Annotated in this window: 17 protein-coding genes and 1 pseudogene; 10 read left to right on the top strand and 8 right to left on the bottom strand. The window is 72.7% G+C overall.

All coding sequences use genetic code 11. From position 1 onward, the window contains the following. Nucleotides 1-20: 20 nt before the first annotated feature. Complete coding sequence (locus tag ACZ462_RS31365) at nucleotides 21-446, bottom strand: arsenate reductase ArsC (RefSeq protein WP_467803970.1); 426 nt, start codon at nucleotides 444-446, stop codon at nucleotides 21-23. A 78-nt stretch (nucleotides 447-524) separates the two neighbouring features. Between ACZ462_RS31365 and ACZ462_RS31370 the strand changes: the two genes are divergently transcribed. From ACZ462_RS31370 to ACZ462_RS31385, 4 genes are read left to right on the top strand one after another with little or no spacing between them, the layout of a single operon-like run. Beyond that, nucleotides 525-839 carry an ArsR/SmtB family transcription factor gene (locus ACZ462_RS31370; RefSeq protein WP_467803972.1) on the top strand — a complete coding sequence of 105 codons (315 nt, stop codon included), beginning with the start codon at nucleotides 525-527 and terminating at the stop codon, nucleotides 837-839. A 51-nt stretch (nucleotides 840-890) separates the two neighbouring features. Continuing rightward, a complete protein-coding gene (locus tag ACZ462_RS31375; protein WP_467803973.1) occupies nucleotides 891-1,676 on the top strand; it encodes an aquaporin in 786 nt (261 codons plus the stop codon). Then, a complete protein-coding gene (locus ACZ462_RS31380) occupies nucleotides 1,673-2,713 on the top strand; it encodes an ArsO family NAD(P)H-dependent flavin-containing monooxygenase (RefSeq protein WP_467803974.1) in 1,041 nt (346 codons plus the stop codon). The genes ACZ462_RS31375 and ACZ462_RS31380 overlap by 4 nt, the downstream gene beginning before the upstream one ends. A 27-nt stretch (nucleotides 2,714-2,740) precedes the next feature. After that, complete coding sequence (locus ACZ462_RS31385) at nucleotides 2,741-3,295, top strand: DinB family protein (RefSeq protein WP_467803976.1); 555 nt, start codon at nucleotides 2,741-2,743, stop codon at nucleotides 3,293-3,295. On the opposite strand, the pseudogene ACZ462_RS31390 reads toward ACZ462_RS31385, so the two are convergent. The 4 genes and pseudogenes from ACZ462_RS31390 to ACZ462_RS31405 all read right to left on the bottom strand — a co-directional run bounded on the left by ACZ462_RS31390 (nucleotide 3,288) and on the right by ACZ462_RS31405 (nucleotide 5,113). Further along, nucleotides 3,288-3,763 (bottom strand): annotated as a pseudogene (locus ACZ462_RS31390) (GNAT family N-acetyltransferase). The gene ACZ462_RS31385 and the pseudogene ACZ462_RS31390 overlap by 8 nt on opposite strands. A 16-nt stretch (nucleotides 3,764-3,779) precedes the next feature. Then, nucleotides 3,780-4,091: an ArsR/SmtB family transcription factor gene (locus ACZ462_RS31395; protein ID WP_467803977.1), complete on the bottom strand. Its 312-nt coding sequence runs from the start codon at nucleotides 4,089-4,091 to the stop codon at nucleotides 3,780-3,782. 78 nt (nucleotides 4,092-4,169) lie between these two features. Next, nucleotides 4,170-4,535: an ArsR/SmtB family transcription factor gene (locus ACZ462_RS31400; RefSeq protein WP_467803978.1), complete on the bottom strand. Its 366-nt coding sequence runs from the start codon at nucleotides 4,533-4,535 to the stop codon at nucleotides 4,170-4,172. Nucleotides 4,536-4,840: 305 nt separating this feature from the next. Then, nucleotides 4,841-5,113 carry a hypothetical protein gene (locus tag ACZ462_RS31405; protein ID WP_467803979.1) on the bottom strand — a complete coding sequence of 91 codons (273 nt, stop codon included), beginning with the start codon at nucleotides 5,111-5,113 and terminating at the stop codon, nucleotides 4,841-4,843. 197 nt (nucleotides 5,114-5,310) lie between these two features. On the opposite strand from ACZ462_RS31405, the gene ACZ462_RS31410 reads away from it, so the two are divergent. The 4 genes from ACZ462_RS31410 to ACZ462_RS31425 all read left to right on the top strand — a co-directional run bounded on the left by ACZ462_RS31410 (nucleotide 5,311) and on the right by ACZ462_RS31425 (nucleotide 9,159). After that, nucleotides 5,311-5,523, top strand: a complete 213-nt coding sequence (locus ACZ462_RS31410; protein ID WP_467803980.1) for a hypothetical protein — start codon at nucleotides 5,311-5,313, stop codon at nucleotides 5,521-5,523. A gap of 57 nt (nucleotides 5,524-5,580) precedes the next feature. After that, nucleotides 5,581-6,942, top strand: a complete 1,362-nt coding sequence (locus ACZ462_RS31415; protein ID WP_467803982.1) for an NAD(P)-binding domain-containing protein — start codon at nucleotides 5,581-5,583, stop codon at nucleotides 6,940-6,942. A 5-nt stretch (nucleotides 6,943-6,947) separates the two neighbouring features. After that, on the top strand, nucleotides 6,948-8,189 hold the full coding sequence (locus tag ACZ462_RS31420; protein WP_468253276.1) for an MFS transporter: 1,242 nt from the start codon (nucleotides 6,948-6,950) through the stop codon (nucleotides 8,187-8,189). 373 nt (nucleotides 8,190-8,562) lie between these two features. Then, nucleotides 8,563-9,159, top strand: a complete 597-nt coding sequence (locus ACZ462_RS31425; protein ID WP_467803984.1) for an RDD family protein — start codon at nucleotides 8,563-8,565, stop codon at nucleotides 9,157-9,159. 214 nt (nucleotides 9,160-9,373) lie between these two features. Here the strand turns inward: ACZ462_RS31425 and ligA are convergent, their stop codons facing one another. Next, nucleotides 9,374-11,470 carry an NAD-dependent DNA ligase LigA gene (ligA, locus tag ACZ462_RS31430; protein ID WP_467803985.1) on the bottom strand — a complete coding sequence of 699 codons (2,097 nt, stop codon included), beginning with the start codon at nucleotides 11,468-11,470 and terminating at the stop codon, nucleotides 9,374-9,376. Nucleotides 11,471-11,914: 444 nt separating this feature from the next. Here ligA and ACZ462_RS31435 point away from each other — a divergent pair, with 444 nt between their 5' ends. Next, nucleotides 11,915-12,481 carry an ArsR/SmtB family transcription factor gene (locus ACZ462_RS31435; protein WP_467803986.1) on the top strand — a complete coding sequence of 189 codons (567 nt, stop codon included), beginning with the start codon at nucleotides 11,915-11,917 and terminating at the stop codon, nucleotides 12,479-12,481. Between the two features lie 781 nt (nucleotides 12,482-13,262). Here the strand turns inward: ACZ462_RS31435 and ACZ462_RS31440 are convergent. Next, nucleotides 13,263-14,096, bottom strand: a complete 834-nt coding sequence (locus ACZ462_RS31440; RefSeq protein WP_467803987.1) for a DUF1206 domain-containing protein — start codon at nucleotides 14,094-14,096, stop codon at nucleotides 13,263-13,265. Nucleotides 14,097-14,335: 239 nt separating this feature from the next. Then, on the bottom strand, nucleotides 14,336-14,893 hold the full coding sequence (locus ACZ462_RS31445; protein ID WP_467803988.1) for a TetR/AcrR family transcriptional regulator: 558 nt from the start codon (nucleotides 14,891-14,893) through the stop codon (nucleotides 14,336-14,338). Between the two features lie 96 nt (nucleotides 14,894-14,989). On the opposite strand from ACZ462_RS31445, the gene ACZ462_RS31450 reads away from it, so the two are divergent. Next, nucleotides 14,990-15,616, top strand: coding sequence for a DUF2867 domain-containing protein (locus ACZ462_RS31450; RefSeq protein ID WP_467803989.1), 627 nt, complete (start codon nucleotides 14,990-14,992; stop codon nucleotides 15,614-15,616). The last annotated feature ends 705 nt before the right edge of the window (nucleotides 15,617-16,321 follow it).

Here is a 16,321-nt window from a genome sequence, read left to right on the forward strand (position 1 = left end):
GTCGTCTCGGCCGCGTCGCTTCAGCCCTTGGCCTTGGCCTTGGCGTCGATCTCGGCGATCAGGCCCTCGATGAGGCCCTTGATCTCGTCGCGGATGGGGCGGACGGCCTCTACGCCCTGGCCGGCCGGGTCTTCGAGCTGCCAGTCGAGGTAGGTCTTGCCGGGGAAGTACGGGCAGGCATCCCCGCAACCCATGGTGATGATGTAGTCCGACGCCTGCGCGGCCTCGGGGGTGAGGACCTTCGGCGTCTGGTCGGAGATGTCGATGCCCAGCTCGGCCATGGCGGCGACGGCGGAGGGGTTGATCCGCTCACCGGGCACGGAGCCGGCGGAGCGGACCTCGACGCGGTCCCCGGCGAGGTGGCGCAGGAATCCGGCTGCCATCTGGGAGCGGCCGGCATTGTGGATGCAGACGAAGAGGACGGACGCGGCAGGCGTGGAGGACATCGTTCTTCCTGGGTGACGAGGAGCCGGCAGGTCAGCTCAGGCTGGTGTCAGGCCCGGCTGATGTGACAGTATCAGTACATGATGACGTCAGTCGACACTGATCTGATCCGGGTTCTGGCCGACCCGCTCAGGCTCCAGATCGTGACCCTTCTTGCCCGCGAAACGCTCTGCACCACCCACCTCGTGGAGGAGACGGGCGCAAAGCAGACGAACCTCTCCAACCACCTGAAGGTGCTCAGAGAGGCCGGGGTCGTGGAGACAGAGCCTTGCGGCCGGTTCACCTACTACCGCTTGCGCCCGGAGGTCATCGAAGCTCTCGCCGGTCAGTTCGCCGACCTCGCTCGGACCGCGCGTGCCACCGCCGAGGCGCACCTCAAGCGGTCCTGCCCATAAGTCCTGGCGGCCCCGCCCGCCGCTGCCTCACCTGCCCGAGGAGAACCTGCCTTGACCGCCACCGAGCCCGCCGCGAGCGACGCCATAGCCACCCCGGAGGCGTCGCCGCAGCCCGCGCCCGGCGCGACCCCGCCCCGTACCCCGCTCATCGCCCGCGCGGCCGCCGAGGTGGTCGGCACCGCCGCCCTCGTCGCGATCGTGGTCGGCTCCGGCATCCAGGCCACGAAGCTCACCGACGACGTCGCACTGCAGCTGCTGGCCAACTCCACCGCCACGGTCTTCGGCCTCGGCGTCCTGATCGCCCTCCTCGGCCCGGTCTCCGGGGCCCACTTCAACCCCGCCGTCACGCTGTCCGAGTGGTGGACCGCCCGCCGCGGTGGTGCCGGGGTGAACGCCCGTGAGCTGGCCGTCTACGTGCCCGCGCAGATCGCCGGCGCGATCGGGGGCGCGATCCTCGCGGACGCGATGTTCGGCGAGCCGCTGGTGAAGTGGTCGACCCACGACCGATCCGCCGGCAACCTCCTCCTCGGCGAAGTGGTCGCCACCGCGGGCCTGATCATGCTGATCTTCGGCCTCGCCCGCACCGACCGCCTGCGCTTCGCGCCCGTCGCGGTCGCCTCGTACATCGGTGCCGCCTACTGGTTCACCTCGTCCACCTCCTTCGCCAACCCGGCGGTCACGATCGGCCGCGCGTTCACCGACACCTTCGCGGGCATCGCTCCGTCCTCGGTTGCCGGCTTCGTCGCCATGCAGCTGATCGGTGCCGTGGTGGGTCTGGCGTTGGTGGCAGTCATCTTCATGCGCGGCAAGACCGGGCAGGACAAGCCCGCGGCATGACGCAGCACGCTGATGTGGTGGTGGTCGGCGGCGGCCAGGCAGGGCTCGCCGCCGGCTACTATCTGCGCCGGGCAGGAATCGACTTCACCATCCTCGACGCCCAGGCCACCCCGGGCGGGGCCTGGCAGCACGCCTGGGACTCGCTGCACCTGTTCTCCCCGGCCGCCTACTCCTCCCTGCCCGGCCGCCTCATGCCCCAGCAGGAAGGCAAGCCCTTCCCGGACGTCGCGCACGTACTGGAGTACCTCGCCGACTACGAGAAGCGGTACGAACTCCCCATGCAGCGGGGCGTCCGCGTCGCGGCCGTCCGCGACCAGGCTCCGCTCCTGCACGTCGAAACGGACTCCGGCGCCTACACGGCCCGGGTCGTGATCAGCGCGACCGGCACCTGGTGGCGTCCCTTCCTGCCCGCCGTCCCCGGCCGTGAGCACTTCCAGGGCCGCCAGCACCACACGGTGGACTACCGCAGCCCCTGGGAGTATGCAGGCCAGCGCGTCATCGTCGTGGGCGGCGGCAATTCCGGAGCCCAGGTCGCCGCCGACCTCGCCCCGCACGCCACCATCCGCTGGGTCACCCAGCGCCCGGCCCGCTACCTCCCGGACGAGATCGACGGCAGCGCCCTCTTCACCCTCGCCACCCAGCGCGTCCAGGCCGGCGGCCCGCGCATCTCCGACCTCGGCGACATCGTCGCCGTCCCGCCCGTACGAGCCGCCCGCGACGCCGGACTCATCCCGGACCACCGGATGTTCGACAGCCTGACTGCCAGCGGAGCCCGCTGGGCCGACGGCAGCACCTGGCCCTGCGACGCGATCATCTGGTGTACGGGCTTCCGCCCCGCGCTCTCGCACCTGGCCCCGCTGGGCCTGCGCACCGAGGGCGGCCAGATCCCCACCGAAGGCACCCGCGCGGTCGCCGACCCGCGGATTCACCTCCTCGGCTACGGCGACTGGATCGGCCCCGCCTCCGCCACCCTCATCGGCGTCGGCCGTACGGCACGCGGAGCCGCCCGCGAGATCGCGGAGTTCCTCGGCGCCTGAAACCGCCCGCGGACGGGAATCATCGCGGTGGACTGGCGAGGGGTGGACGAGATGGCGATCGACCGGGAGGCCGTGTTTGCGGAGTACGAGCGTGCCCGGCGGTCCTTCCACGCCCTGCTCGACAACGCCACGAAAGCCGACCTCGCCCGCCCCACCATCGGGACCCGGTGGACCAACGAGCAGCTGCTGTGGCACATGTTCTTCGGCTACCTGGTCGTGCGGGTGCTGCTGGTCCTCATCCGCGTCTTCGCGCGCCTGCCGCGCAGCGCCAGCAGGGCTTTCGCCACGGCACTGAACGCCGCGATCGTGCCGTTCGACTGGGTCAACCACATCGGCCCGTGCGGGGCGGTGAAGGTCTTCGGGCCACGCCTCACGGGCGCCGCGTTCGACCGGGTCATCGGCTCCCTGCACCGCCGGCTCGCGGCGGAATCCGATGCCGGCCTGGCCCGCGGAATGCACTTTCCCGTTCGCTGGGACCCGTTCTTCCAGGACTTCATGACCCTTGCCGACCTCTACCGCTATCCGACCCGGCACTTCGACTTCCACCGCGGCCAGCTCACCCTGGACGGCGAGATCAGCTGATCCGGGGGCTCCGGCGCTCCAGCAGGACCACGTCGCGCCAGACGCCGTGGTGGCGGCCGATGCGCTCGCGTGTTCCGATGATGCGGAAGCCGGCCCGCTCGTGGACGGCGAGGCTGGCGACGTTTCGGGGAAGATACCGGACTGGATCGTCCGGATCCCCTCGGCCCCGGTCGACTCGACCAGGGCCCCGAGGAGCCGGCCGGCGATGCCGCGGCCGCGGGCGTCGCGGTGGACGTAAGCGGAGTGCTCGACCGCGCCCGCGTACGGGCACCGGTCCGAGACAGCGCTCGCTGCCACCCAGCCCAGCACCCGGGCGCCCTCGTCGCCGAGAGTGACGAACCGGTGCGCGGGCAGCTTCCCGGCATCGAAGACGTCCCAGGCCGGTTCCTGAGTCTCGAAGGTGGCGTTGCCCTCCTCGATTCCGGCCTGGTAGATCGCCAGCACCTGCTTGGCGTGCGCCGCCGTCATCGCCGCGATGCGGATCTCAGCAGCCCCCGGCGGGTGCCTCCTCGCCGAGGATCGCGGCTACGGCGCGGGGGAAGACGCTCCGGCAGGTGCGGTTGACCGTGTAGAGGGTGGAGGTGCCCCGGCGCTCGGCCAGGACGAACCGCACGTCGGCCAGGATCTTGAGGTGGTGGGAGACCGTCGACTGGCCGGCCTCGGCCCGCTCCACGATCTCGCCCGCGCTCATCGCCCGGCCCTCGCCGGCCAGCAGGTGCAGCAGGCGCACGCGGGTGGGGTCGGCCAGGGCCTTGAACCAGCCCGCATATATGCGGGCGTCATCGTCGCTGAGCACGAACAGGCTCCTTCATCGTTCATCGGCGATAGTCGATGAACGATGAAGAGGCCACGCCCGGCACAGCTCGGAGGAGCTCTACGCCTTCTGGACGGCACCGTTCAAAAGTGCGCCCATGGCGGCGAGGACGGAGGGCTCGACCCGGTAGTACACCCACGTGCCCCGGCGCTCGGAGGACAGAAGCCCGGCCTCTCTCAGCTTCTTCAGGTGATGGGAGACCGTCGGCTGGGACACCCCCACGTCGGAGATGTCGCACACGCACGCCTCGCCGCCCTCGTGCGAGGCGACGGCGGAGAACAGGCGGAGCCGAACGGGATCACCGAGCGCCTTGAACATCTTCGCGGCGGTCTCGGCCTCGTCGGCGGACATGGGGCGCTCGGTCAGCGGCGGGCAGCACGCAACGACGTCGGGCTCCAGGAGCGGCAGAACCTTCGCATTCGACATACATCTATGTTGACACATATCGAATCAACCGGGTAGTACGGGCCTCACCGGCGGGCCAGTGCGCGGCGAGGCGGCGGGCCGCCCGGACATACCGTCCGCCCACGTGACCGTGTCGCCGTCCAGCCCGGTGAACACCGGCCGCCGCTCAGGCACGCCCGCGGCGAGCGCGGCGCGACAGCGGCCGTCGTCCAGGACAGGCTGGGCCGGCGGGGTGCACAGCAGCCGGCCGAGCGGAACCGCGTACAGGCCCGTGCGCGTCAGCCAGAAATGCAGGTCCCGGCCCCAGAGGTGCCGGCGGGCGAACTTCACCGGCACGGGTCGCGAGCGCGGTCCGGGCCGGTGCGCGCGAGCTCGGCCGCAACCTGGACTGCGGACTTTCCCGCACCCACCACCACGACCCGCTGCCCGGCGAACACCTCGGCGTAGCCGGTGACCTCGTCGCGGTGCGGGTAGCGGTCCGGATCCCCGCCGAACGCAAGGCCGGGCAGCGCGCTGAACCGGGCCGGGGAAAACAGGGTCAGGCTGCCGTAGTACCGCGGCCACGAGCCGGCCGCCCAGTCCGACACCTCCAGCGCCACGGGCTTCGCTCCGGCCCTGACCAGCGCGTGCGCGGCCGCCAGTCGTCCCGACTGCCTCCGCCGACGACGACGGCTTCCACGTGCTCCATCACAACCCCCGAATGAAATCGATGAACGTCTATGTTGACGTCTATCGATACAGCTGTCATGCTGACCGTGCAAGCCATCGACAAATGTCGAAACACGGAGGAGTCGTCATGAACGAGCAGGTCACCCCCGCTGGCCCCAACCGCGCCGAGACCGCAGCCCCTTGTTGCGGCCCCGCCCCCGCACAGCCCGCCGCCGCCAAGGCAGCGCCCGCCCAGTCCTCCCCCTGCTGCGGCACCAACAAGGACGCGGAAGCAGCCGGATCCTGCTGCGACCCGCAGGCCAAGCGCGAAGCCGTCACCACCGGCGCAGGCTGCTGCTGACCACCCGAGCCCCACCCAGCCACTCACCCGCACCGCACAAAGACCCGGAGACCTGTCATGAGCGAGAACACCACCGAGCTGCCCGTCGTCGTCATCGGGGCCGGCCCCACCGGACTCGCGGCCGCCGCCCACCTCGTCGACCGCGGCATCACCCTGCTCGTCCTGGAAGCCGGCCCCATCGCCGGAGCAGCGGTACGCGAGTGGGCGCACGTGCGGCTGTTCTCCCGCTGGGGCGAGGTCGTCGACCCGGCCGCCGAGAAGCTCCTCGCCCCGACCGGCTGGGTCAAGCCCGCCGAGGACACCTACCCCTCCGGCGGAGACTGGGCCGAGCTATACCTCCAGCCCCTGGCCGACGTGCTGGGCGAGCAGGTCCGCTACGGCGCCCGCGTCACCGGCGTCTCCCGCACCGGCCGCGACCGCATCGTCGACGCCGACCGCGACACGCAGCCCTTCGTCGTCCACTACGAGAACGCCAGCGGTCACGAACAGCGGATCCTGGCCCGGGCGGTCATCGACGCCTCCGGCACCTGGTCCACGCCCAGCCCCGCCGGCGGCAGCGGCCTCAAGGCCCTGGGGGAGAAGACTGCCGCCGACCGGATCAGCTACCGCGTCCCGGACCTGAAGGACCCCGCCATCCGCGCCCGGTACGTGGGCAAGCGCACCGCCGTCATCGGCTCCGGCGCCTCCGCCTTCACCGCACTCGCCTACCTCGCCGACCTCGCCAAGGCCGACGACGGCACTGACACGCACGCCACCTGGATCCTGCGCCGGGGTATCTCGGGCTCGACCTTCGGCGGCGGCGAGGCGGACCAGCTCCCCGCCCGCGGCGCCCTGGGCCTGGCCGCCAAGGCAGCGGTCGACGGCGGGTACGCGGACGCGGTCACCGGCTTCCGTACCGACGCCTTCGAGCGTGACGGGGATGGCCGCGTGGTCCTCGTCGGGGAGGACGGCCGCCGTCTGGACGCGGTCGACGAGGTGATCGTCCTGACCGGCTTCCGCCCCGACCTGTCCTTCCTGGACGAGCTGCGCCTCGGTCTCGACGAGCGCTTGCAGGCTCCCGTGGAGCTGGCGCCGCTGATCGACCCGAACCGGCATTCCTGCGGCACCGTCTACCCGCACGGCGTGAACGAGCTCTCCCACCCGGAGAAGGACGTCTACCTCGTCGGCATGAAGTCCTACGGCCGCGCCCCCACCTTCCTCGCCATGACCGGCTACGAGCAGGTCCGCTCCATCGCTGCCCACCTCGCCGGCGACCAGGAAGCGGCCGAGCGCGTCGAACTCACCCTCCCCGAAACCGGGGTGTGCGGAGGGGCGGGCCTGTTCGACGAGCCGGAGGCGGCTGAGCAGAGCGGTGGCGGGTGCTGCGCGACCCCAGCCGTTCTCACCATCGGGGCTCCCGCCACGTCGGGCGGCTGCTGACCGGCATGCCGAACACAAAGGCCAGCGTGGCCGCGACCGGGACGGGGGTCCGGTCGCGGCCACGCGCCGTGCTGCCCGCCCTGTGCGTCACGCAGATCACCAGCTGGGGCATCGTCTACTACGCCTTCCTCGTCCTCAATCCGGCCATCACCGACGACACCGGCTGGAGCACGGGAGCAACAACCGCCGCGTTCTCCGCCGCGCTCATCGTTTCGGCCGTCGCCGGCATCCACGTCGGGCGCGTTCTGGACCACCGCGGGCCCCGCATCGTGATGACCGCGGGCTCCGTCCTTGGCGTGCTGAGCCTGCTGGTGATGGCCGCCGCCCCCAACCTGGCTGTCTTCTTCGCAGGGTGGCTGCTCGCGGGAGCGGCGATGGCCGCGATCCTCTACCAGCCCGCCTTCGCCGCCCTCACCCGCTGGTGGGCCCCCGACCACGTCCGCGCACTGACCATCGTCACCCTGGCCGGCGGGCTCGCTTCCACGGTCTTCGCACCCTTGACGGCAGTTCTCGCGAACCACATGTCCTGGCGCGCCACGTACGTGGTCCTCGCGGGCATCCTCGCAGCCGTGACCGTCCCGGCCCACGCGTTTGTCCTGAAAGCCCCCTGGCCGCCGCCCCCGCCGAACCCGGCGCACGTTGCCTGCGGCCACGAACAGGTCGTGCGCAGCCGGGCGTTTGGGATGCTGGCTGCCACCTTCACCCTGTCCGCGTTCGCGATGTACGCGGTCGTCATCGGTCTCGTCCCCCTCCTGATCGAGCGCGGTTACACCACCACCCAGGCCGCATGGGCCCTCGGCCTCGGCGGAGCGGGCCAGACCCTCGGCCGCACCCTGTACGCGACGCTCGCCCGCCACCTCGGCGTCACCGCCCGCACCGTCACCCTGATCGCCCTCGGCGCCCTCACCACCGCTGCCCTCACGACCGTGGCAGGTCCGTACGCCCTGCTCGTCGCAGTGTCCGTCCTCGCCGGGGTGATCCGGGGGAACCTCACCCTCCTCCAGGCCACCGCCGTCACCGACCGCTGGGGCACCACCCACTACGGCCGGCTCTCCGGACTTCTCAGTGCGCCGGCCCACACGGCCGCCGCCCTCGCCCCCTTCGCCGGAACGGTCCTGGCCGGACCCCTCGGCGGCTACCCCGCACTGTTCGCACTGCTCTCTGCACTTTCGGCGGCAGCCGCCGCCATCGCCCTCGGGGCGCGCCCGCAACCGGCCGGAGCAGCGACTCACCCGAACCGGCGATAGCGCCACACCTGTTGCCACGCCTAGCGTGAGCGGGCCGGCGGTGGCGCCCCGTTCCTACGGCCGCCACCGGCTCAGCACCGGCACGGACCCGAACGCGCACCCCGCCCGCGGCCCGCTGAGGGCTGGGCGGCCCGATGGTACTGCTCCCGGAAACGGGCACCGGGCCCGCCGCGGGGCGCGGCGGGACACCCGGGGAGGGCATGGCCATGACAATGCATTGCGGGGCTGGCCTCGCGTCGCGGGGCCGGACAGCGAGAGCGCAGGAGCTGCCGGCGGGCGCGGCCAGGGGCCGGGGTCGGCCATCCGCGCCGCGGTGGCCGCGGGTGGCGGGCGAGGGGATCCGGCCCCGTGTGAATGCGGCAAGAATACGGGCATGAGCACGTCACCGACGAACCAGCCGTACCCACCACACCAGCCGTACTCGGCGCACCAATCCTCCCACCCGTACCAGCCGTACCCGCCCCACCGGGGCCCGCCGTGGCAGCCGTACGGCGGCCTGCCGCCCCACGCCCCCCGGCCGCGGCGGGTGCCGCACCCCGCCGGCCAGACGCGGCGGCTCCTCGCCGCCACGCTGGACCTCGCCCTCGCCATCAGCGTCCCGTACGTCCTGGCCCGCGGTGAGGAAGGCCGTCCGCTCACGGCCCTCGCCGTGCTCACCGCCGTCTCCTTCTTCAACCAGGTGGTCCTGACGGCCCTGTTCGGGGCCAGCACGGGCAAGCTCCTCACCGGGATCCGCGTGGTCCGCGCCGCCGACGGGCGGCGCCCCGGCTTCTGGCGCGCCGCGTACCGGTGGCTGTGCGGCCTGTGCTGGCTGCCCCTCCAGCCGTACTACGGCCTGCGGGCCTTCTTCCGCGGCCTGGGTGGCGGCGGGCCCGCCCGTGGAACCGTCGCCGACAACGACGACGGCGAGCTCTACCACGCCGACCTCGCCGGACTGCGGTACGCCCGCCGCGCCGACCTCGCGGCCTGATCCCTCAACGGGGCCGGCCCGCCGTCAGAGGCGGCTCGCCCGGCGCCGGACAGACGGCGCGGCCCGGCGCATGAGCGAACGGCGCGCCCTCGGTCCGGGATCCTGGCCCGCCGGGCGGAGCAGGAGCCACGGCCGGCCCCCTGCGCCTCCGCTGAGTGGTCTTCCGCCGATCTGTTCCGGGCGCCGGTCGGTTCGGCCGTTCTCGCCACGCCCGTCAGGTCAGGTACGCCGTGACCAGCTCGGCGAAGGTCTCCGGGGTGAGGACCTCCACGCCGAGTTCGGCGGCCTTGACCGCCTTGGAGCTCGGCTTGCCGTTCGCGGACGGCGCGGCGACCAGGATGGACGTCCTGGCACTGACACTGCTGCCCGCGCGGCCGCCGGCCCGCTCGATCAGCGCGTTCATCTCGGACCGGCCATACGCCTCCAGCGGTCCGGTCATCTTGCCGGTGACCACGACGACCTTGCCGGTCAGCGGACCCTCACCGGGCGTCGATTCGGCCCTCGCACCGGTCGATCCGGTGGGTGCCTTCGGGGCTGTCGGTTCGGTCATGTTGACGCCGGCTGCGATCAGCTTGTCGATGACCGGTGCCAGCGCGGCGACCTGTTCGACGATCACGGGCGCCTTTTCCGGGCCGATGCCCTCGACCTCCTGCAGCGCGGCCGCGTCCGCGCCGCGGATCGCGTCCATCGTGCCGAAGTGGCGGGCGATCCGCCGGGACATGCTGCGCCCGGTGCCGAGGACGCCCAGCGCACAGAAGACGCGGCTGAGGGGAAGGGACTTGGCGGCCGCGATCTGCTCGGCGAGCTTGATGCCCCGCTTGGCACTGCCGGACGCCGCGGTCAGCTGCTCGACGGTGAGCGTGAAGAGGTCCGCGACGTCGGTGACGTCGCCCGCCTCGACCAGGGCCGTCACGTACGTCCTGCCGAGCCCGTCGATGTCGAGCATCTCGCGCCCGGCGGCGTACCCGATAAGCGCCGGCAGTGCGCACGCCGTGCCCTTGGCGCACCGCCACCGCTCCTGCGCCTTGCTGATCCCGCCGCCGCAGTTGGGGCACGCCTGCGGCAGAGGCACCGGCAGGGCTCCGGCCGGACGCAGCGCAGGCACGGCCGCCTGGACGCGCGGGATGATGTCGCCGGCCTTGTACACCGTGACGGTGTCGCCGATGTGGAGGTCGCGGCGGCGGATGTCGGCGGGGTTGTGCAGGGTGGCCCGGGTGACGGTGGAGCCGTCGAGCTGCACGGGCCTGAGGATCGCGGTCGGCGCGAGCACCCCCGTGCGGCCGACTTCCCACTCCACCGCCTCCAGCACCGTCTGCCGTTCCACCGCGGGCAGCTTGACGGCGATCGCCCAGTACGGGAACCGCGTCCCCACACCCGCCGACCGCTGCTCGGCGGTGTCGTTCAGTTTGACGACCACGCCGTCGATGCCGACGGGCAGCTCCGCCCGCATCGCCGCGACCGCGTCGATGCGCTGCTGCGCCCCGGCGAGATCCGCCACCACGTGCAGCCCGGCCGGGGAGTGCGCGGTTGTCCGCACGCCGGCGGCGGCCACGGCGGCCAGCACCTCCGCGTGCGTTCCGCCGGCCGGCAGGAACGTCTGCCCGTCCAGGTCCACCGCCCCGTACGCCCAGAACGTCATGCGGAGCCGGTACGGGCGGTCCTTCGCCCGCAACGTGCCCGCGGTGCCGTTGCGGGGGTTGGCGAAGACCGGCGCGCCATGGGCGGTGCGGACGGTGTTCGCCGTCTCGAACTGCTCCTGCGTGAACGCCACCTCGCCGCGCACCTCGACGGTGACCGGCGCCGCGAGCTGCTCGGGCAGGCCGTCGACCTGGCCGATGACATGGCTGACGTCCTCGCCGTGGGAGCCGTCGCCCCGGGTGATGACCTGGACCAGTCGGCCCTCGCGGTAGCGGGCGGCCACGGCCGCGCCGTCGATCTTCGGCTCGACGGTGAACCCTCCCGCCGGCGCGCGGCCCAGCCGCCGCTCGACGGAAGCCCCCCACCCCACCAGCCCGTCGGCGTCGAAGACGTTGTCCAGGCTCAGCAGGCGCGTGGTGTGCGCGACGTCACCGGCCGGAGCCGCACCGTCCCCGACCAGCCCGGTGGGGGAATCACCGGCCACCTCCGCCGGGTGCTCCTGCTCCCAGGCCAGGACCGCCAACCGCAGCCGGTCATAGGTGGCATCGTCCAGCGGGCTGTCGCTGCCGCCGTAGTACGCCTGCGAGGCCGCGCGCAGCCGCTCGAGCGCAGCCTCGTACGCGGGGCGGCCGGACATGCTGAACAGCGCCTCATCGGCGTGGAGAGTCGTCATGCCGAGGATCATGCCGCAGGGCACTGACAACGCCGTCGCCCCAGGCGCCCGACTCGGTCAACGCGCGCACAGGGCCTGTCCCGAGGACCTCGGCGGTCCCGGCCCGGACCCTCGCTCAAGGCGACCCTGCGGCGCGCCGCCTCGGGCACATCCCTGCCCTCCAGGCGCATCGTCGCCACGTACACGGAAGGCTGCATCCCGGCGCTCGGGCCGTCCGCGGATTTCCTGGACCTGAGCCGCCCCGAGAGTCCGGGCGACTTCCGGGAAAGGCTCAGCTCGACGCCGGCGCGCCGCGCTGCCGAGGATCTGGAGCGGTGGGTCGCGGGCCTTCAGCACGTGCCCCGAGCAGCGCGGCAGCTGAGACAGGACACCTCGCTCGTCCCCCGTCTGGCCCAGGCCGTGCACACGGCGCACAAGATGCTCGTCGCGCCGTACCGGCCTCGCATGGAACAGCTCGCCAGCGCGGACCGGGCCCTGCGTCTGCGACAGTTGGCCGAGCACGGCGTCGAACGCCTGCTGAGCGAGCTCAACCCCCGCTACATCCCCCGGTCATCGCCAGTGCTGCATCTGGCGACGGCCTCCAAGCGCGATGGCGACATCCACCTCGCGGGACGCGGGCTGCTCCTCGTTCCGACCGTGTTCGGCGCCCACTACCCGGCCTACGACCACCCGGACGAAGGCCAACCCTGGATCACCTTTCCCGTCAGGGACAGCGTGCACGCCACCACATCCCCGGCCGCCGTCACCGCCGGAACCCTGGGCAACGCCCCGTTGTCCCTGCACGCGCTGCTCGGCCGCACCCGCGCGACGGTCTTGTGGGTGATAGCCGAGCGCACCGGATGCACCACCACCCAACTGGCGGCATACGCCGGCATCTCCCCCGCGAGCGCCAGCGAACACGCGAGTGTGCTGCGCAAGGCGGGACTCACCAGCCTCACCCGAGAGGGAAAGACGGCCCGCCACGCCATCAGTCCCTCTGGCCGGACCCTTCTGAACTCCGCTGGCGTGTGACCTGCCCGACGTCGCCGGCGTTTTCACTGCCGGTCAAGGTGACGGGAACGCCGACATCGTAGGCGGCCACCGGGACGAGGCCGAGGTCGTAGCGATCGGGCGGTGGGCGCGCACCCTGCAAGTCCTGCACGTCGTCCGCCGGCTCCGCGAGGACTTGGGCGAGATGGAGCGCCGCGCCCGGGCCACGGAGCGCATCGAGCGCGCCGGAGTGTGGCCGGGCGTCTCTTCCGGGGAGGCGGAAGAGCTGTACGCCAAGGCAACGGCCGAGGAGCGCCGCGCCGGGCAGCCGAAGAAGCGACCGCCGTCCGGAGCCGGATGGATTGATGGGATGATGAATGCCGTCCCTCCCCAGGGCCGGCGCTCCCTTCCCCCCGGATCATCGCCGCCCGGTACCAGCGGCATCGGGCGCTCGCGGTGGCCCCCGAGCCCCGCGCGCATCCCATCTCTCCCTACCGGATCCCTCCCTGGTCCGCGGCCCTGCCGGACGGGAGGTCGGCTGATGGACCTGCTCGATCTCGCGGCCGGCCCGGCATCCGCATCGACGGCACGGACTGGCCTGTCAAGGAAGCACTTCCGCGTCTTGGGCGGGTCGTCCCGACCGCTGGTGACGGGGACCGTCGGGTGCGGCCGATCAGCTGGTTGATGCGGCAGTCGACCTGCATCACGATGAACCGCTACATCCCCTGCCTGGACAACGGCATCCGTCCCGCCGCGCCTGCGCGAGCACCGTCCTGGCTGAGTCGGCGGCCACGGGCTCTTTTCCCGGCATGGCGGCAGCCGGTCATACCCGGCGCCACCGTGCCATCGCGAAGGAGAAGAGCCCGAAGAACGCCAGGCCCGCGGCGACGAGAGCCAGCAGCCACGGGCCCGTCGGCGTCTCGGCGAAGGAGCGCAGGGCGTCGTCGAGGCCCTTGGCCTCGTTCGGCTCGTAGGCCAGGGCGGCGCGCGTGACGAAGACGCCGACGACCGCGAAGACGGCGCCGCGCGCCACTCCCCCGACGACACCCGTGAGGTCGGTGAACCGCCGTTCCTTCCGGGACATCGCGGCGAGCTTCAGGTGCTTGTGGTACTTGCGCAGCGCGGCGCGGCCGGCGATCCACACGCCGGCGACGACGATGCCGGCTCCGGCGAGGCCCACCAGCCACCGGCCGCCTGTCAGTTCCAGTGCCCGTGCGGTGACGTCCTTGGACTGCTGGTCGCCGGAGCCGCTGCCGCTCTCGCCGGCGGCGAACGTCAGCACCGAGTAGGCGACGAACGCGTAGAAGACGCAGCGCGCCGCCGACGCCAGGCGCTTGCCCGCCTTGTGACCGCCCTCGCCGGCGGCACCGAACAGGGCTTCCGACAGGCGCCATACGGCCATCCCGGCAAGACCCGCCCCCAGGGCCCACAGCAGGACCGATCCCAGTGGCTGAGCCGACAGCTCGGCCAGCGCGCCGCCCCGGTCGGCCTGCCCGCCCGAATCGCCGAAGGCGATCCGCAGGGCGATCAGTCCGACGAGCCCATACAGGACGCCCCTGGCGGCGAGGCCCCACCGTGCCGCGATGCCGACCGCCGAACTGTTCGCCGCACCACGCGCCCTGGTGCGCCAAGGGTACGAAAGGGTACGAGTGTTCATGTCCACCTCCGCCGTCCGCTTGCCCCTCGCCGCCTCGCGGAAACCGTGGTGGCCCCGCGCGCCCAGGGCTCCGGGTCGGATGCGGTGGACTGTGTGCGGCCTTCTGGCGCAGGTGCCCGTGCCTTCCAGGCGAAGGCACCGCCCAGGGGTGGGACATGTCGCGCGTGGGGCGCGTAGTCGGCTCTGTGCCGCGACGCACGCGGCATGCGGGTCGGGGCGTGAGGGCTTCGACACGCCTGTCAGGTGAGCAGGCGCTTGCTGACCGCCGCGAGGACCTCTGTGCGGTCGCGCGGGCCGTTGTCGGCGGCGATCAGGTGGTCGCCGATGCGCAGGGAGAAGGTGATCAGGCAGCGGGCCTCGACATCGTCCTCGTCGTCGCAGAAGGCGCTGTAGAGGTGGCGCAGGTAGTCCATGCGCCGGTTGTCGACCCGGCGGAGCCGCAGGGCGACGCCTTCGTCGCGGCGGGCCCAGTCCCGGACGGCCAGCTCGACCCCGGCGCCGGTCACGGGCGACTCGGCCGACCCCACGAACGCGAAGAGGCGCGCGAGCCGCTCACGGGCGTCGCCCCCGTCGCGCTCGATCCGCTCGATGACGTCCTCCGCGACACCCCGCTCCCAGGTGTCCAGCATCTCCTCCAGCAGGGCGGCCCGGTTGCGGAAGTAGCCGTAGAAACCGCCCTTGCTGACGCCCAGCCTCTGGGCGAGCACCTCGATGCGGACCGCCTCCGGCCCGCCGGCGTCGAGCGCCCGCAGCCCCTCCTCGATCCACTTGTCCCGCGGTGTGCGGATCGCGCCCATTTCCGTGTCCCTTCTCACCGTCCGGGAGGAGTATACGGAGCCGTATGCGCGGGGTTAAGCTTCGTCTATACGTCACCGTATAGAAGGGGCCTCCTCATGCACGCGCTGCGCCTTCCCGCGACCGAACACACCTCGCGGCCCTGGCGGATCCACGAAGTCGCCGGCGACTTCCGCCTCGAGGACGTGTGGGTGCTGCCGACACCCGGAGGCCCGGACGACCTGCACCACCTGGTGCGGCAGATGGCGGACGGCGACGGCGGCCCGGACGGCGGGAACCCCGTGGGCCGCTTCCTGTTCGCGGTGCGCTGGAAGCTCGGAGCGCTGCTCGGCTGGGACGATCCGGCCTCGGGTGTCGGCGGCCGGGCCGGGACGCTGCGCGACCGGCTGCCGGACGACCTGCGGCAGGGGCCGCGAGGCCCCGAACTCAGCTCCGGGCCCTTCACGTCGGTCTTCCAGACACAGCAGGAGTGGGCCGCCGAGTACGCCAACAAGACCATGCACGGCGTGATGCACATCGGCTGGGTCCCGGACGGAAACGGCGGCCACCGCGGTCAGATGGCCGTCCTGGTCAAGCCCAACGGCCGCCTTGGCCGCCTGTACATGCTCGGCATCAAACCCTTCCGGTACCTGGGCGTGTACCCGGCGCTGATGCGGTCGATCGGCCGGGAGTGGCAGCAGAACGCGGAGCGTCGAGCCGCGGGCGGACGCCCTCCCACCTCCTGACCGCGACCGACCACTCCGTCAGGCGCGCTTCCCCGGTACGGCGCTGATGCCCGGACCTGGACGACGTACTTGCAGCCGTCCGCGGTCCGGCCGACTGGTCCTCGCCACCCGCCTGCTCGGCGAGCCGCCGCACCCCCGCCTGCGCGGCATCCCGTGGCGACGCCAGCCTGGCGGCGCCCTGCACCGTCGCCTGGTGTGCCGAAGTCGGGGGTCACCGGGCCCGGGGACCGCACCGCGCGCATCCTCGCCCAGGCAACCGGCGGACCGCCGCCCGCTTCGGGAGCGACGGGCCGACGTGCGCCGAGCACTGTCAGCCGAACAGTGGGAGGGACCCGGTGTCGGGACCCAGCGCCCTACCGGCTGCCCCGCCGGGGCGGGGATGTCGTAGGAGCGGCCGCTGGGGTCGGGAGGCCCGTGCCGGCGGCCGTCGGCGCGTCCCCGGCAACGTCCTCCGAGGCCCACCCGGCCGCGTCCCGCAGTTGCCCGTCCAGCGGTCCGCCCGGGAGCTGTGCGTACACGGGCTCCTCCACCGGCTCCCCCGGCTGCGGCCCGTACACCCCGCCTGACGGCAGCGGTTCGTCCCGGCTACGCGTCGGACGCGTCGGCCGGCGCGGCGGCAGCGGCGTCGGCGTCGGCGGGCGCGAGGGTGCCGGCGGCAGTGGTGGCGGGGGCGGCAGCGTCGGCGGGCGCGGCAGCGGCGGGGGC

The organism is Streptomyces sp. NPDC031121, from assembly GCF_055570615.1.

Bases quoted from the DNA above. Each gene is read 5' to 3' on its own strand.
- ACZ462_RS31435 (WP_467803986.1), top strand. From the start codon at position 11,915: ATGGAACAGCTCGCCAGCGCGGACCGGGCCCTGCGTCTGCGACAGTTG.
- ACZ462_RS31370 (WP_467803972.1), top strand. From the start codon at position 525: ATGATGACGTCAGTCGACACTGATCTGATCCGGGTTCTGGCCGACCCG.
- ligA (WP_467803985.1), bottom strand. From the start codon at position 11,470: ATGACGACTCTCCACGCCGATGAGGCGCTGTTCAGCATGTCCGGCCGC.
- ACZ462_RS31380 (WP_467803974.1), top strand. From the start codon at position 1,673: ATGACGCAGCACGCTGATGTGGTGGTGGTCGGCGGCGGCCAGGCAGGG.
- ACZ462_RS31440 (WP_467803987.1), bottom strand. From the start codon at position 14,096: ATGAACACTCGTACCCTTTCGTACCCTTGGCGCACCAGGGCGCGTGGT.
- ACZ462_RS31420 (WP_468253276.1), top strand. From the start codon at position 6,948: ATGCCGAACACAAAGGCCAGCGTGGCCGCGACCGGGACGGGGGTCCGG.
- ACZ462_RS31425 (WP_467803984.1), top strand. From the start codon at position 8,563: ATGAGCACGTCACCGACGAACCAGCCGTACCCACCACACCAGCCGTAC.
- ACZ462_RS31415 (WP_467803982.1), top strand. From the start codon at position 5,581: ATGAGCGAGAACACCACCGAGCTGCCCGTCGTCGTCATCGGGGCCGGC.
- ACZ462_RS31365 (WP_467803970.1), bottom strand. From the start codon at position 446: ATGTCCTCCACGCCTGCCGCGTCCGTCCTCTTCGTCTGCATCCACAAT.
- ACZ462_RS31445 (WP_467803988.1), bottom strand. From the start codon at position 14,893: ATGGGCGCGATCCGCACACCGCGGGACAAGTGGATCGAGGAGGGGCTG.
- ACZ462_RS31400 (WP_467803978.1), bottom strand. From the start codon at position 4,535: ATGTCGAATGCGAAGGTTCTGCCGCTCCTGGAGCCCGACGTCGTTGCG.
- ACZ462_RS31410 (WP_467803980.1), top strand. From the start codon at position 5,311: ATGAACGAGCAGGTCACCCCCGCTGGCCCCAACCGCGCCGAGACCGCA.
- ACZ462_RS31450 (WP_467803989.1), top strand. From the start codon at position 14,990: ATGCACGCGCTGCGCCTTCCCGCGACCGAACACACCTCGCGGCCCTGG.